This window comes from Alteromonas sp. S167 (assembly GCF_036864375.1).
Classification (GTDB): Bacteria; Pseudomonadota; Gammaproteobacteria; order Enterobacterales; family Alteromonadaceae; genus Alteromonas.
Genome location: NZ_JAZETR010000003.1, coordinates 167,508 through 182,324, shown reverse-complemented (window position 1 = coordinate 182,324; position 14,817 = coordinate 167,508). Strand labels below are relative to the sequence as shown.

General features: G+C 43.7%; 14 protein-coding genes. 9 read left to right on the top strand and 5 right to left on the bottom strand.

What is annotated here, in order from left to right:
- The first annotated feature begins 167 nt into the window (after nucleotides 1–167).
- Complete coding sequence (ppiC, locus tag V7R35_RS06750; RefSeq protein ID WP_334013968.1) at nucleotides 168–449, top strand: peptidylprolyl isomerase PpiC; 282 nt, start codon at nucleotides 168–170, stop codon at nucleotides 447–449.
- 66 nt (nucleotides 450–515) lie between these two features.
- Here the strand turns inward: ppiC and V7R35_RS06745 are convergent, their stop codons facing one another.
- From V7R35_RS06745 to V7R35_RS06735, 3 genes are all read right to left on the bottom strand, one after another.
- On the bottom strand, nucleotides 516–1,691 hold the full coding sequence (locus V7R35_RS06745) for a GGDEF domain-containing protein (protein ID WP_334013966.1): 1,176 nt from the start codon (nucleotides 1,689–1,691) through the stop codon (nucleotides 516–518).
- A gap of 141 nt (nucleotides 1,692–1,832) precedes the next feature.
- A complete protein-coding gene (locus V7R35_RS06740) occupies nucleotides 1,833–2,504 on the bottom strand; it encodes a hypothetical protein (RefSeq protein WP_334013965.1) in 672 nt (223 codons plus the stop codon).
- Between the two features lie 160 nt (nucleotides 2,505–2,664).
- The gene (locus V7R35_RS06735; protein WP_334013964.1) at nucleotides 2,665–2,838 is read right to left on the bottom strand and encodes a DUF6435 family protein; all 174 of its coding nucleotides are present in this window, start codon (nucleotides 2,836–2,838) and stop codon (nucleotides 2,665–2,667) included.
- Between the two features lie 475 nt (nucleotides 2,839–3,313).
- Between V7R35_RS06735 and V7R35_RS06730 the strand changes: the two genes are divergently transcribed.
- The 5 genes from V7R35_RS06730 (at nucleotide 3,314) to speA (ending at nucleotide 8,879) form a co-directional block, all read left to right on the top strand.
- Nucleotides 3,314–4,471 carry an NAD(P) transhydrogenase subunit alpha gene (locus V7R35_RS06730; RefSeq protein ID WP_334013963.1) on the top strand — a complete coding sequence of 386 codons (1,158 nt, stop codon included), beginning with the start codon at nucleotides 3,314–3,316 and terminating at the stop codon, nucleotides 4,469–4,471.
- Between the two features lie 2 nt (nucleotides 4,472–4,473).
- Nucleotides 4,474–4,755, top strand: a complete 282-nt coding sequence (locus V7R35_RS06725) for an NAD(P) transhydrogenase subunit alpha (protein ID WP_334013962.1) — start codon at nucleotides 4,474–4,476, stop codon at nucleotides 4,753–4,755.
- Nucleotides 4,756–4,766: 11 nt separating this feature from the next.
- On the top strand, nucleotides 4,767–6,155 hold the full coding sequence (locus V7R35_RS06720; protein ID WP_334013961.1) for an NAD(P)(+) transhydrogenase (Re/Si-specific) subunit beta: 1,389 nt from the start codon (nucleotides 4,767–4,769) through the stop codon (nucleotides 6,153–6,155).
- 258 nt (nucleotides 6,156–6,413) lie between these two features.
- On the top strand, nucleotides 6,414–6,839 hold the full coding sequence (locus tag V7R35_RS06715; RefSeq protein WP_334013960.1) for an arginine decarboxylase: 426 nt from the start codon (nucleotides 6,414–6,416) through the stop codon (nucleotides 6,837–6,839).
- Nucleotides 6,840–6,965: 126 nt separating this feature from the next.
- The gene (speA, locus tag V7R35_RS06710; RefSeq protein WP_334013959.1) at nucleotides 6,966–8,879 is read left to right on the top strand and encodes a biosynthetic arginine decarboxylase; all 1,914 of its coding nucleotides are present in this window, start codon (nucleotides 6,966–6,968) and stop codon (nucleotides 8,877–8,879) included.
- Nucleotides 8,880–8,897: 18 nt separating this feature from the next.
- Here the strand turns inward: speA and V7R35_RS06705 are convergent, their stop codons facing one another.
- Nucleotides 8,898–10,043 carry a serine hydrolase domain-containing protein gene (locus V7R35_RS06705; protein WP_334013958.1) on the bottom strand — a complete coding sequence of 382 codons (1,146 nt, stop codon included), beginning with the start codon at nucleotides 10,041–10,043 and terminating at the stop codon, nucleotides 8,898–8,900.
- 356 nt (nucleotides 10,044–10,399) lie between these two features.
- On the opposite strand from V7R35_RS06705, the gene V7R35_RS06700 reads away from it, so the two are divergent.
- Genes V7R35_RS06700 through V7R35_RS06690 form a run of 3 tightly spaced genes read left to right on the top strand, consistent with a single transcriptional unit; the run spans nucleotide 10,400 to nucleotide 13,244 of the window.
- A complete protein-coding gene (locus tag V7R35_RS06700; RefSeq protein WP_334013957.1) occupies nucleotides 10,400–11,896 on the top strand; it encodes a DNA-3-methyladenine glycosylase 2 family protein in 1,497 nt (498 codons plus the stop codon).
- A gap of 2 nt (nucleotides 11,897–11,898) precedes the next feature.
- Entirely contained in the window at nucleotides 11,899–12,369 is a 471-nt protein-coding gene (locus tag V7R35_RS06695; RefSeq protein WP_334013956.1) for a methylated-DNA--[protein]-cysteine S-methyltransferase, read from the top strand.
- A complete protein-coding gene (locus tag V7R35_RS06690; RefSeq protein ID WP_334013955.1) occupies nucleotides 12,360–13,244 on the top strand; it encodes a DMT family transporter in 885 nt (294 codons plus the stop codon). The genes V7R35_RS06695 and V7R35_RS06690 overlap by 10 nt, the downstream gene beginning before the upstream one ends.
- 18 nt (nucleotides 13,245–13,262) lie before the next feature.
- Here the strand turns inward: V7R35_RS06690 and V7R35_RS06685 are convergent, their stop codons facing one another.
- The gene (locus V7R35_RS06685; RefSeq protein ID WP_334013954.1) at nucleotides 13,263–14,684 is read right to left on the bottom strand and encodes a diguanylate cyclase domain-containing protein; all 1,422 of its coding nucleotides are present in this window, start codon (nucleotides 14,682–14,684) and stop codon (nucleotides 13,263–13,265) included.
- Nucleotides 14,685–14,817: the final 133 nt, after the last annotated feature.

Here is a 14,817-nt window from a genome sequence, read left to right as displayed (position 1 = left end):
TGTGAAAAATGGGTGGGCTGCTTTCTTTGAAAGCGATGCCTAAAAGCTGTGCTCAAAAGAAGTATTTAAGTGCTGTACTTAAAAGAGCTTGCGCCGCCAGAATTAGTTACTCTGCAGAAGGGTGTGCGATATAATTACTTTATTACCTGCAAACGACTAAAAGACCTATGGCTACTGCATCTGCTATTCATATCCTAGTGAAAACCGAAAAAGAAGCACTTTCAATCTTGGAGCAATTAAAAAAAGGGAAAGACTTTGCGACGCTTGCAAAACGTCACTCTACTTGCCCATCTGGCAAACGCGGAGGCGATTTAGGCGAATTTCGTCGCGGTCAAATGGTTAAAGCGTTCGATGACGTGGTGTTTAAAAAAGACGTGTTAAAAGTGCATGGGCCGGTAAAAACGCGATTTGGCTATCACTTAATAAAAACCTTGTATCGCAGTAAGTAGGCTAGAAGTAGCGCGCAAATTGAAGAAGCTACAGCGCAAATTGTTCATTAGTACGCTGCGCTAGTGTTAGTTTTGCAAAGAATCTTGTGCAGTGTTTTGTGTAGCGTCAACAGGTTCAGCGTCGTCAAATACAGCACATTGATTCTTGCCCGCATGTTTCGCTTTATACAGCGCTTGGTCGGCGCGAGAATATACCTCGTTCATAGACAGTGGCTTTTCGCCCTGTGTGGAAAACGCAATACCGCATGAAGCGGTAACTTTATAACGCGGTGGATTATTGGCATGTTCGATATTGAGTTTGCGTACCTCGTCACACAGAGACTTACAAAACTTAATACCTTCTTGGCGGCTGCTACAAGTGCTTACAATAGCAAACTCTTCACCGCCTGTTCGAAAAGCAAATTCGTTTGTTCTTCTGCTGAAGCTAAGAAATAGTTCCCCTACCTCCCTTATAACATTGTCTCCTGCGGGGTGACCGTATTTATCGTTGTACTTTTTAAACTCATCTAAATCTAGAATAACCAGCATCAAAATTTTGTTTTCACGATACGCGCGATTGATTTCGTAACCTACAATACGGTTAAACTCTCGGCGGTTTAATAGCCCTGATAATTCATCTAACTTGGCAATATCTACTATCGCCTTTTCCGTAAGGCGCACGTATCGAATAAGGAAATACCACAGCACTAGCACAACGAAAAACGCAATTACCATCGACATAATAAGGTAAAAGCCGCGCTTTTCTTGGTTTTCATCTATTTTAAACTGGGTGTTGGTCAACACTTCATTTATGGCATTGGTTAGTCCATTACTAAAAGCGGCTTTGTATTGCTGATACTTATCGCTTTTAAGTAGCGCTAGCGCTTCTCTGCGTTTGTTGTCTGAGACCAGTTCAAACGCCTGCGACTCCATAGCAATTAATTGTTCATTGGCTTGAGCCGTCTCTTCAAAAAAGCGTGCAATTTTGGGATCAGTAGCCTTCGCTCTCACTAGTAGCTCATCAAGCGTAACTTCATATCTTATATATCGCTCTCGCCATCTTGGGTCATCATCTAGTGTGGCAACCAGCGTCGACATAGTAAGTACTTCATCATGATAAGCAATGTCTTTGGCAATAAGTTTTAGCGATTGAAATTGTGTAGTTAGGGTGTGCTGTTTATTGAAAAAATACACGGTGCCCGCGGCGGTGAATATCAATGCCACTAGTGCAAAAGAGAGCAATACAAACAATGTGTAGCGCAAGGAATATATACGCTTTGGTACAAAATGACTTTTCTTCAGAGCAAGTTACCAAAACAACACTTTGTTATGAGTGTAGAAGCGCTTTTGGTGTGTGTCGAAGTGAATGTAGGTAAAAGCGTTAAAAAACTGCGCTGACCTTTGCTAGTTTCCAGGTTCCCATTTCTCGCCACAAACATAGTGCTTAGCATAAACCGCATAAGGATTGCTTTTTTCATGAATGGTAGCGCGCATAGCACTGTTATGATCAACGGTGATAAAAGCAGTTTCTTCAGCAACGCCTTCTTTATTCAACGGATAAAAGCTTGTTGAATAGTCGCTAAGTAACATGCGTTTATCCATGCCGTTATCGGTTAGTCGTACTCGTGTCACTACCTTGTAAGCGGGTTTGGCGTTTCCTAGACTCACTATCTTTTTAAAATAATGGCCTTTGTCAGTTTGAAGCTGTGAGAAGCCGTTTAACGTTGCCACAAAGGTTTTAAAATCTATGCTTTCTCGTTGCAGCATAAAGTCATGATGAATAATGCTGCCGTCTTTGGCGTGGCTAAGCTGCGTATTAATATCGCCCTTACCTGCGGTATATGCTTGCTCTTGTTCAAGTGATGAAAGGAACACTTGCCCCTCTTCAGCATAATGAATAAGTGCTTTGGTGTTCATATTTACAAAGTAATCGCTTATGCCTGCGGGAATGACTTCGAACAACATGATGTCTGGCGTTGCTGCGCCGCGGGCCTCAGGTGTTTGGGGGCCTTTTGCAACACATTTATCTGAAATAAAGTAGTAGTACTGTCCCGCCTCTATGGCTTGAACGGACATTGAAGAAAACATGCAGACAGTAATCATACCAAGGTATGTGATGCACTTGCGTGCGCTACTTTTGATGATGCAACGAAGCTGCATAAAGAATTACCCTAAAATCACTTGCTCAACTTGGGAGCTATTGTAAGGGCATGAAGTACAAAGGGCGAGTAAAGCTTTATTTTGTGTTTTCTAAACGTTCTATTTCTTTCCAAAGCTCTTCAGATTGTGCTGTAAGCATTGAATAAGTTTTTATATCGCCATTGCGCTGAGCGTGCATCGCTTTTTCTAGTAACGCATCGTATTGCTTGCGCAGTTTCTTGGTGGGATTTGATTTAAAAAGGCCAAACATCTTGGTTATCTCATATATAAACAGTTACCCAATTAACGATAGAAGGATGAAATTCGATCACATCTTATTGATATTGTCTTTGAGAATAGACTACGGGCTTTAATCATTTAACGTTATTCTCACCTTTACGTTTGTTTGTTTTTTGTTCGCCTCTGCTGAGAGCTGAGAATAAACACCGCAAATCAAAACACCCTCTCTAAAACCAATGCTCTCTCTTATATAAATATTAGTTATGTCTTTTAAGTAAACAATACTAGAGCTCAATGTGCGTTCCACGCTATTTTGGCGTTGGGCAGTGCGAAAACTGACCTGTAATGGCCTATTAGGGCATTACTAATGCAATATTATTACAGCCAAAATTAAACCATTTCTGATTTAAATTTCGCCAAGTAATGCTAGGTATAAGCGAATTAAATGGCTCTTGGGTGAACAAAGAGTGTCATTCTCGGGGTAGATGAATCAATAGGAGAAGCGTGTGAAAATCATAATACTCAATGAGTCGAAGACGCCAGATCCGCTAAACAATGTGGAAAAACGTTGTGCAGTTACACCAAGTAGTGTGCAGCGGCTGGTAAAGAAAGGGGCGACGATACTGCTTGAAAAAGGCGCTGGTCAGTCCTCTGGGTACCTAGATAAGCAATATGAAGATGCAGGTGCGTCTGTTATTGATGATGTGAATGATGCTCTATCAACCGCAGACATGTTGGTTGCAGTAAATAAGCCGGCTACCGATCAGTTAGCGCTGATGAAAAAAGGGGCCGTTGTGGTTGGCCACCTCGACCCTTTCTTTCAGCAGTCGCTTATTGAAGATATTGCGCAAAAAGGCTTAACAGCAATTTCTGTTGAAATGATACCGCGCTCGTCTCGCGCGCAAAAAATGGACGCATTAAGTTCTCAGGCCAGCCTTGCAGGCTATGTCATGGTAATGCAGGCAGCAAACCAACTACCTTCAATTTTGCCAATGATGATGACGCCCTCTGGCACCATAAAACCTGCCAAAGTATTTATTATTGGTGCTGGCGTTGCTGGCCTTCAAGCCATTGCTACGGCGAAGCGTTTGGGTGCCAATGTACTTGCCTACGACACGCGTGCGGTTGTAGCAGAGCAGGTAGAGTCGCTAGGTGGCAAGTTTCTAAAAATAGATATTGGTGAAACCGGGCAAACTAAAGATGGTTATGCCAAAGAGCTGACCGACGAGCAAAAAGCAAAACAGCAAGAAGCGCAGCGTGATGCTATTGCCGATTCTGACATTGTTATCACCACCGCGCAGCTATTTGGCCGCAAACCACCGGTGCTTATTTCAAAAGACACTCTGGCACTAATGAAGCCGGGTAGCGTAGTGGTTGATATGGCTGCAACTTCTGGCGGCAACGTTGAGGGTTCGGTAGCCGGGCAAACCGTTGAAGTGAATGGAGTGAAAATCATCGGTAATGGCTACTGGAGTCAATACGTTGCAAAAGCAGCCACCGATATGTATGCCAACAACATCTACAACCTTGTTGATGAGTTCTTCAATGATGAAAGCAAAACGTTTGAGTTGAACTTAGAGGACGACATCCTTGCAGGTTGTGTGATTACGCATGACGGCAAAATAACAAACGACATGCTACTTAATGCTTATAAAGGAGCTTAATCATGGAAATCATCTACTTACTTTTCATTGTGTTACTGGCTGCTTTTTTGGGTTTTGAGTTAATTCGAAAGGTGCCTGCAACGTTACATACGCCGCTTATGTCTGGCTCTAATGCGATATCTGGTATTACGCTAGTTGGCGCGTTAGTGGCATCGGGCAGCGACAACAATTTGCTTACTACCATTTTGGGTACTGCCGCGGTTGCGCTGGCCAGTATTAACGTAGTAGGTGGCTATTTGGTAACCGACCGCATGTTAAGCATGTTCAAAAAGAAAGATAAATAAGGAGTACGCAAGTGAGTGATATCGTAACCATAATCAACCTTGCGTATGTAGCTGCTGCGGCACTATTTATTACAGGTCTTAAATTACTTAGCCATCCCGATACTGCCAAAAAAGGTAACTTTGTGTCGGCGTTGGGTATGTTGGTGGCAGTGGTTGTTACACTGCTTGACCAGCAAATTATTAGTTACCACTATATTTTATTAGGTTTCGTGCTTGGTGGCGCCTTTGGTGCATGGAAGGCAAAAACCGTAGAAATGACCGCCATGCCTGAAATGGTCTCGCTGTTTAATGGCTATGGTGGTGCAGCATCATTATTGCTTGGCTGGGCAACGCTGGCTGGTATGAATGTGCTTACCTTAAATACAGAAAGCACGTTTACTTTCGTTACCTTGTTTTTCACTATTTTGGTGGGTGGTATTACCTTCTCTGGCTCGGTGGTAGCATGGGGTAAGCTATCGGGTAAGATGAGTTCTAAAGCCGTCATTTTTACTGGCCTTCGAGAACTATCTATTCTCCATCTAATTGCCATGGTAGTCGTGGGTTATCTATTTGCAACCGATCCTGGCAACGATATCTGGATTTACTGTGCTATCGCCTTGTCTTTAAGTTTTGGCTTGTGGGCAACTATTTCTATTGGTGGTGCAGATATGCCGGTAGTTATTGCTTTATTAAATAGTTATTCCGGTGTTGCAGCGTCTGCTGCGGGATTAGCAACAGGCAATACTATTTTGATTGTAACAGGCTTACTGGTTGGGGCATCAGGCCTTATTCTGACCAATATAATGTGTAAAGCCATGAACCGTTCGTTAATGAACGTGTTGCTTTCAGGTTTTGCGAAGCCAGTTGAAGCCGGCGAAAAAATTGAGGGTGAAATTAAAGTACTGGCAGCACAAGATGCATTTTATGTGCTTGAAGCTGCTCAAGCGGTATTGGTTGTACCTGGTTATGGTATGGCGGTAGCACAAGCACAGCATGCGGTGCGTGAACTACAGTCGTTACTTGAAGAAAATGGCTGTACGGTTGATTACGCTATTCACGCTGTTGCCGGACGTATGCCGGGACACATGAATGTACTGTTAGCCGAGGCCGACGTACCTTACGATCAGTTATACGAGATGGATGATGTGAACCCTCGTATGGAAAATTACGATGTGGTCATTGTTATTGGCGCAAACGATGTGGTTAACCCAGCTGCAAAAGAAATGAAAGGTAGCCCTATTTACGGTATGCCTGTCATTGAAGCTCACCGCGCTAAAACGGTATTTGTGTTGAAGCGCTCTGCAAACGCAGGCTTTGCAGGGGTGGATAATCCACTGTTCTTTAAAGACAACACTCGCATGGTGTTAGGTGACGCAAAAGACACTATTAACAGCATTATTCGTGAATTTGGTGACGATTAAATCTTTACTCACTTTTCACACACAATGAAAAGGGGCAAAAGCCCCTTTTTTTGTGCTTTTTTTATAATCGTAAGCGTTTTACAAACAGATAAGATTAAACCTATCTACTAAGGTTGTAGTAACACGCTATCGCTACTAGTATGGTATGTCTGTTGTGGGAATGTGATTTTGTAACATTAACCTCCCCAAGTTCATGTAGAAATGCCGCATATAGACAGGTAACGGCACAGCAACGAAAAAGAAGAGATGTAGCAACTTATGCCAACGGCCCCTTTTAACATCGAGCAATTTCATAATTGTCTCTTGGTAACACTTCGCGGTAAGTGGGATATGGCTACCAATATTCAATACCTTGCTCAGCTATCAGAGAGCTTAAAACGCCGCAGGGGAAGACCCTTCCATCTTTTGGTTGATATGCGCACGTGGCAAATACCCAAATCAGATTCCTTCAACCAAATGAAAGCGCCGATTAAACTTGATAGACGCAACCAATTAAGCGAAGTGTGGTTAGAGAATGAAGACACTGATGCCGACCACATTGCTAATAAATTTTTTAGCGAACAAAGGTTCTCGTTAACACGTACTAGGGATGAGCAGATATTTTTGGCGCATAGCAAAACGCTAGTAGATGAAGTGGTTATGACGTACATCCGTTCGTGGATTGAAAACGATACGTTTCGATAAACAAAATTAGTCGCGACAATCGATATTTTACATCGCAACAAATGTTGTGTTGTCTATAATACGCTGCTTATTTTTGCACATACTATGCTAAGCATTACTTAGCCCACTTAACAATAGGTGAATACATTGTCAGATTGGAGCATCGAAGAAGCAGAGCGCGTCTATGGCGTGTCTCAATGGGGTGGCGGCTATTTCAAAGTTGGTGAAAATGGCAACGTTCACATCACTCCAGTGCCAGAGGATCCAAGTATCCAGATCGACTTTAATTCGGTAATCGAAGATATACGAAAAGAAGGCGTGCAGTTTCCTGTTGTTGTACGTTTTCACGATATTCTGCGCTCGCAAGTGGCAGGATTAAACAAAGCGTTTAGAAGCACCATTGAAGAAGCCGAATACCAAGGTGAATATCAAGGTGTATACCCCGTTAAAGTAAACCAAATGCGCGAAGTGGTTGAAGAAATTGTTGATGCGGGCAAGCCTTTCAACTACGGGTTAGAAGCAGGCTCTAAAGCCGAGTTGCTGACTGTTTTGGCAATGAATACTAATGAACAGTCGCTAACGATATTAAACGGCTACAAAGACGATGAAGTCATGCGTCTAGCACTACTTGGTAGAAAGCTAGGACGTAAGGTTGTTGTAGTTGTTGAGAAGTTCACCGAATTACTGCTATTGGTGAAAACGTCGAAAGAGTTGGGCATCGACCCAATAATTGGCGTGCGCTCTAAAATGACGGTAAAAGGTCGTGGAAAATGGGAAAGCTCAGGTGGCGAACGCGCTAAATTTGGCTTAACCATTACTGAAATTATTAACGCAGCGCGCTACCTTGAAGAACAAGGCATGGCGCACTGCTTGAAGCTGCTTCACTTCCATATTGGTAGCCAATTAACCGATATTCGCGCAGTAAAAGAAGCGATTACTGAAGGTGCTCGCATTTATGCTGACCTTCACAAAATGGGCTTTGCATTAGACTATGTAGATGTAGGTGGTGGTTTAGGTATCGACTACGACGGTAGTAACTCTACGAATGAGTCATCGCGTAACTACAGCATGCAAGAATACGTTGCTGACGTTGTGTATGGCATGAAAGAAATGTGCGACCTTGAAGGCGTTCCGCATCCTCATCTTGTGAGTGAAAGTGGCCGCGCTATTACCGCACACCACAGTTGTGTTATTACCGAAATTGTTGGTGAAATTAAGTCTAATGCTGCGACTATGGATACGTCTGCGAAAGAGGGCGAGCATATTTTCTTGAAAAATATGCGTGAGCTTGCCGACACGTTCGACGAGCAAACCAACATGCACGAAATTTATAACGATGCATCGCAGTATAAAGAGCAAGCGTTAGACGCTTTTAAGCTTCGCGTGTTGCCTCTTGAAGAGCTAGGTAAAATTGAAACGCTTTATTGGCAAATCATGGAGCGTTTGCAAAAGTGGTATCGCAACGAAGAGTACGTACCTGAAGAGCTTCAGGAGCTTGATTACAGCTTATCTTCGCAGTACTTATGTAACTTCTCTATTTTCCAATCGGCGGCAGATACGTGGGCTATCGACCAGCTTCTTCCGGTTGTGCCGCTAACGCGCATGAACGAAGAGCCTACCGTAAATTGCTCGCTTGTTGACATTACCTGTGACAGTGACGGCAAAATTGACCAGTTCACTATTGGTCGTGAAATTACTGACGTGCTGCCTATGCACCCACTTAAGAAAGACGAGCCATACTACGTTGGCTTATTCTTAACGGGCGCATACCAAGACGTGATGGGTGATATGCACAACTTGTTTGGTCGATTAAACGAAGTGCATATTTACAGCTATGACGACGACCCAGAAGATTTCTATATTGAAGAAGTTGTTAAGGGGTCATCGGTAGAAGACGTACTGAACGTAATGCAGTATAACCCGCGTGCTATGGCATCAGACGTAAAACGTTTGATTGATAAGCAAGTTTGGGACGGAAAGCTAAATCCTCGTGAGGGTGTACGCTGGACAGACTTTTATGAAAAGTGCCTAAACGGGTATACCTACTTAAAGCAAAATTGATTGATTAAGTCGGCAAACTCACTGTTTGCCGACGCTCTCGAAATAGCGTTTCCAAAGCTGCGCTGTGGTGCTATTAATCATGTTTGATTCGGCGTTCATAAGCATTACATAGCCCACCTTATGCTCTGGCGAAAAGGCTACATCAGCACGGTAGCCCTTTACCCAGCCTCCGTGATAATTCAGCTTAACGCCATCAATATCGTAAATGCGCCAACCTAGTCCGTAAGAGGCATCGTCAATCATGCCTCGCCAGCCTCGACGATAGATTTCACGCTTTGTTTTCACTCGCTCGGTGGTAACAAATTCAATCATTTCCGGTGATACGATGGTAGGAAACTCGCCCAACAACGCTTGAAGATAAACCGTCATGTCGCTAATGCTTGCATTAACGCCGGCGGCTGGGGCGAAGCGATAATAATTGCTTTCAACCTTGCCCTCGCGCCACTTGTTACGTGCAATTGCAATATGGGGCTGCGCCCACGACGACGATGCTAGCAACTCACCTTTACCCACACTGGCCGTTTTCATGCCTAGCGGTGCAAAAAGTTGGCTGTGTAGCTGCGCTGAGTACGAGGTGTTGTGGTTGCTAAAGTAGTATTCCAGCGCCCCAAAGAGTGCGTTTTGATAGGTATAACATTCACCGGGGCTACAAAGAGGTTCAAGTTCACCTAGCGAAGTTAATACGCGCTCTAGAGAATAGTCTGCCTCAATAAGGTTGTCGTAAGCGTTTGGCATAAAGCCGCTTGATTGCCCAACAATATGCTGAAGCTGAAGGTTTTGCATACCCTTACCGGTAAATGGAATAGTCGGCAGTAACGTTGTAATAGGGGTTTGCCAAGACAATTGGTTTTGTTCTACCAATTTTGCAGAAAGAATAGAGGTGAAGGTTTTAGACACAGAAGCTAAACGGAAAACCGTGTCTTTGGTTATGCTGCTTCCATTGCGTTTACGCGTTTTACCATACACATAAACGCGAGGCGCCTTTCCTTGCTCGTAGAACACAAAGGCGTATCCAGGAACATTGTATTTGGTGGCTTCTTTTTTTACATAGCCAGCATAGTCGTCAAGCCAATCTGCTGAGGTGTGCGAGGTAAACAACAAGCACAATAGTGCTATGCACATAAACGGTAAGCGCCACTTCAATATGCGCATGTAATTCAGCATAGGTTTAGTTCGTTAACCTCGGTGATGTATGAATAAAAAATATAGGCGCGTTGGATTTTTGTTTGCAATCTCTTTATTTGCAATATTATGCGGATAGCGCGCTCAATGATCAAATGTGCTTCAAATTGAATACTTTGCTAGCACACTGAAAACTTCAGTTGCAACGCATAATAGTGAGTTCTGATTTTGTCGCACGTTGCTGATTAAAGCGCGTTACACTTGTTTGCACATTACAGAGTGACAAGGCCAGTGGCGCTGAACTAATGTTCGTTAGAGTATTTTGAATACTATTGACTTCGTAAGCTAAGGCGCTCAAAAGCTATTGATCTCCAAAACAAGGGTGCAAGAAAATACCAATGCAAGAGAAAAGCCTCGCAATAACTAAAGTTAACCAAGGTGTTTATGCTAAAGCGCGCTTAAGTCGCGACCCCAGGTTTGACGGTCAATTTTTTGTGGCGGTAAAAACCACAGGTATCTTTTGCCGACCTATTTGCCCAGCCAAATTGCCAAAAGAGGAAAATGTAACGTATTTCACCCATGCTACAACGGCGATGGCGAAGGGTTTTCGGCCGTGTTACCGATGTCGCCCCGACAGTGCACCACAATCAAGTGCATGGGAAGGTGTAAATACAACGTTAAGCCGTGCTATGAAATTATTATCAGCATTGCCCATACAGTCTGTCGCGCATATTTCATCGCGCCTTGGCATTAGCGAACGCTACCTAAATAAACTAATGATTAGCGCTGTCGGCATTTCGCCCAAACAGTTTCAAAACATGCAGCGAGCGCTGTTTGCTAAGCAGCTAATTCAACAGTCTGCGCTTTCGTTTACCGACATCGCGCACACCGCGAGTTACGATTCGCTTCGCCAGCTTCAGCGCGCCATTGCACAGTACTGCAATACCACGCCATCTGCACTGCGAAAAACTAAGGCATCAGCGCACAATGACATAACACTTTTTCTATCTTATCGACCGCCCTATGACTGGGCGTATGTGAGAGCGTTTTTAAGTATGCGCGCTATCTCAGGCATGGAAAACGTAACCGAAAACAGTTACCAAAGATGGTTTAACCTTCAGGGTGACGTAGGATATGTTCGCGTTGAGCATGTAAACGCTAGAAACGGCTTTGCGGTAACCATCAACATACCTGATTTATCGCATTTACACAGTATTATTGAAAACATTAAAGGCATGCTAGACCTTAATGCCGACCCCGCGCTTATAAAGCACAGCCTAGTTCAGGCGGGCTTATCGGAAAACGAGGTTTTAAGTGGCATTCGACTGCCCAGTGCATGGAGTGTTTTTGAAAGCGGTTGTAGAGCTATTTTAGGTCAACAAGTAAGTGTAAAAGCCGCTATTGGGCAGGTTTCTTTGTTGGTACATACGTTAGGTGCTAAAGCCAAAACCGCAAAAACGGATAATCCTGACACTATTCACACTAACGCCAGCAATTGCAGTGTTAGCGGTGAAAACGCCTATTGTTTTCCTACACCTGAATCTGTTGCTTTAGCTGATTTACGTTTTCTACGAATGCCTGATGCACGCCGTGAAGCCTTGAGGCGCTTTGCTCAGCTTTTTACAGAGAATAGTTCACCAGAACACAGTGAGATATTGGCCTTGAAAGGGGTTGGGTCTTGGACGCTAGACTATATAAAAATGCGCGGCGAGCGACAGCCAGATGTGTATCTAGAGGGCGACCTAATTGTAAGAAAAATGGCCGCATTACATCCCGTTGAGCCTGAAAAAGCTGCACCATGGCGAAGCTATTTAACGCTTCAACTTTGGAAATTAAGCGATAACGCGCAGGGCAAAATAGAAAACAAAGAACGAAAAAAAGAGAAGGATAAATAGCCGTGGAATTCACGCAATGTATTGATACAGCAAAAGGCCCACTGCTGATAACAGCAAACGATGAAGGCGTTACGGCAGTCGCTTTTTTAGATATGGCGCCAGAAAGCGTGTGCCCGAATACCATTACGCAAGAGGCGTCACGTCAGCTTACAGCGTATTTCAGTAGGAAGCTTCAAAAATTCGATTTGCCGCTTAAACCCAATGGAACAAAGTTTCAGCAACAGGTATGGCACGCATTACTACAAGTACCCTATGGTGAGACAGCCAGCTACCTTGATATTGCCAAAGCAGTTGGTAACCCTAAAGGTGTTCGTGCTGTAGGTATGGCGAACGGTCGTAATCCTATTGCTATTATAGTGCCTTGCCACCGTATAATCGGCAGCAACAAAACATTAACTGGCTATGCTGGTGGGCTTGAACGAAAGCAGTATTTGCTAAATTTGGAGGGCGCCCAAGGGGTACTATGGCAGTAAAACATATTATCGCGCTTTTGGTACTGGCAGGTATTTGGGGGGCGTCGTTTATTTTTATGCGAGTTGCAGCGCCTGAATTTGGTATTTATGTGCTGGTTGCCATCCGAACATTGTTGGCTACCGCTGTGTTATTGCCGCTGCTATTACTCACCGGTTCGGTGAAAGATATAAAACAGCATTGGCTTGCAATTATGCTGGTGGGGCTGGCAAATACCGCAATACCTTTTGTACTGTTTAACTACAGCAGTTTGCATTTAGAAGCCGGCGTTAATGCCATTTTAAATGCTACTGCACCTATGTTCGGTGCCATTGTCGCGTGGAGCTGGTTAGGCGATAAACTAAGTAAATCGGCTATTGTCGGCTTGTTTATCGGGTTTGTAGGTGTCTCGGTCATTAGTCAGCAAAAGCTAGGCGAGGACGAGATAAGCTTTCTGCCCATTTTAACCGCCCTATTGGCAACGCTAGGTTACGGTATTGCAGCCAGTATGATGAAGAAATGGCTGCAAGGCGTGAAGCCATTAGTGGTTGCAACGGGGAGTCAGGCAATGGCAACGGTTGTGTTGGCCCCCTTCGCACTAGCAACACTTCCAGATGCTATGCCCAGTACTAATGCGTGGTTTAGTGCGGTAGCGTTAGCTATTGCAGGTACAGGTGTTGCGTACATTTTGTACTTTAAACTAATAGCTGATATTGGCCCAGCCAAGGCTATTACTGTGGCTTATTTAGTACCACTGTTTGGCATTATTTGGGGCGTGGTGTTCTTGCAAGAGCTGCTTTCTGCTCAAACTATTGTGGGTGGTAGTATGATTTTGCTGGGTGTTGCACTAACTACTGGTGTTGCAAAAAAGCCGCGATTCAAAGCGAAGCGCGGCTAGTGAAGACATAAAGTATGCTTAGTCGATAAGTTGAGAGCGTACTAAATTACAGCCGTCTCTTTTAGCTTGGTAAAGCGCATCTTCAGCGTGCGCTGTCACCTCTTGCATTGGGCGAGTTGACGCGGTGTACGATATGCCGATTGACGCAGTAATTTGCAAATCAGGGTGTTCCACCAAAGGAGGCAGCGTAGCAACGCCATGACGTAAGTTTTGCGCAAGATCAAAGGCTACGTGAGGGCCTGTGTTAGGTAAAAGTACGATAAATTCAGTGCTGCTCCAACGGCCTAAAATATCTTGTTCGCGAAGCTTTTCTGCTAAATAAGACACTACTTTTTCTAATATATCGTCGCCGGTGTTTCGGCCGTGCGCATCAATGATGTCAGATAAATGGTCTACATTAATCAACATCACGCTAAGTGAATTATGCTCTGAAAGAAGATTTTTGTAGATAAACTCTAAGTTGTCTCTTTCTGGAAGGCGTGCAGTATGCCTAACCACTAATTCAGGCTGCATGTCTTTTCTAAAGTAGTACAGCAAGTTGTAAATAAGCAAAAACAATGAAAACACTACAACCAGCAAGGTTACAACGCTAAATATGAACGCTTGAGAAATTTCAGCTTGTCTATCTTCTAACGGGCTTAACAGAAATACCGTCCAGCCAAACTGGTTCAACTTAACTTCAGCTATTAAATAGTCTTTTTGATCGATGGTAACCAATTTATTGTTAAGCGCTTGTTCGTTTTGAATAGTTAACGGAAGGCTTGAATACCAAGGAAGCTCAGATAGGTTGGTAAAGTCTGAGTACGATGCAATTAGCGACTCGTCAGACGACAGCATAATATCGCCAGAACCGTCGACAAACAAAAAGTCGTATCCGTACTCTTGCTTGTATGTATCAAAAATCTCTATAAAACTACGCAAGCTTTTGCCCACACCGAAGAACCCTAAAAAACGTTCTGCTTCGTCGTGTATTTTTATGTCGATATAAAAATGCGTGTCTTCCCATTTACCAATATCGGCAACCGAGTCTTGTGGGGCGTCTTTATATTTAAAATACCAGCTTACTTCACCTTCAATAAGGTCAATGATGCTGCCGTCTGAGTTATATTGTTTGCGTTCTGCTTCACTGGCGATAAAAAAGGATAAGCCAAATTCTTTTTCAAGACGATCCAGTGTCTTAAAAACGGCGGATTCGTTAACCTTTTCACCATCCATTAAGTCAACCAGTTCTGTTGAGTGGCCTAGTGCTTCGGAAATATGCAAAGGCTTAAGTATCTGCTCAACAATAAGCGAGATAGCAGGCGAAAGAGACTGCTGTTGTGCGCGGCTTTGCTCGGCAACAATTTTTGAAATACTGAAATGAACCAGCGTTACAATTGCGATTACCACTACCGCAAATAGCACTAGTATGCTTCGATGAAGTGTTCTAAATGTGTTCACAGACTGCGCATGCTCCCTTGCCTGACTGAACTTCTCTTAATGTCAAGTATACCTGCTGGTAAAATGAACTACTAGGTAAATAGCTTAAACTTTAGATTAAAAACTTTTTTGTCCTTTTCACCCTCCTCGTGTC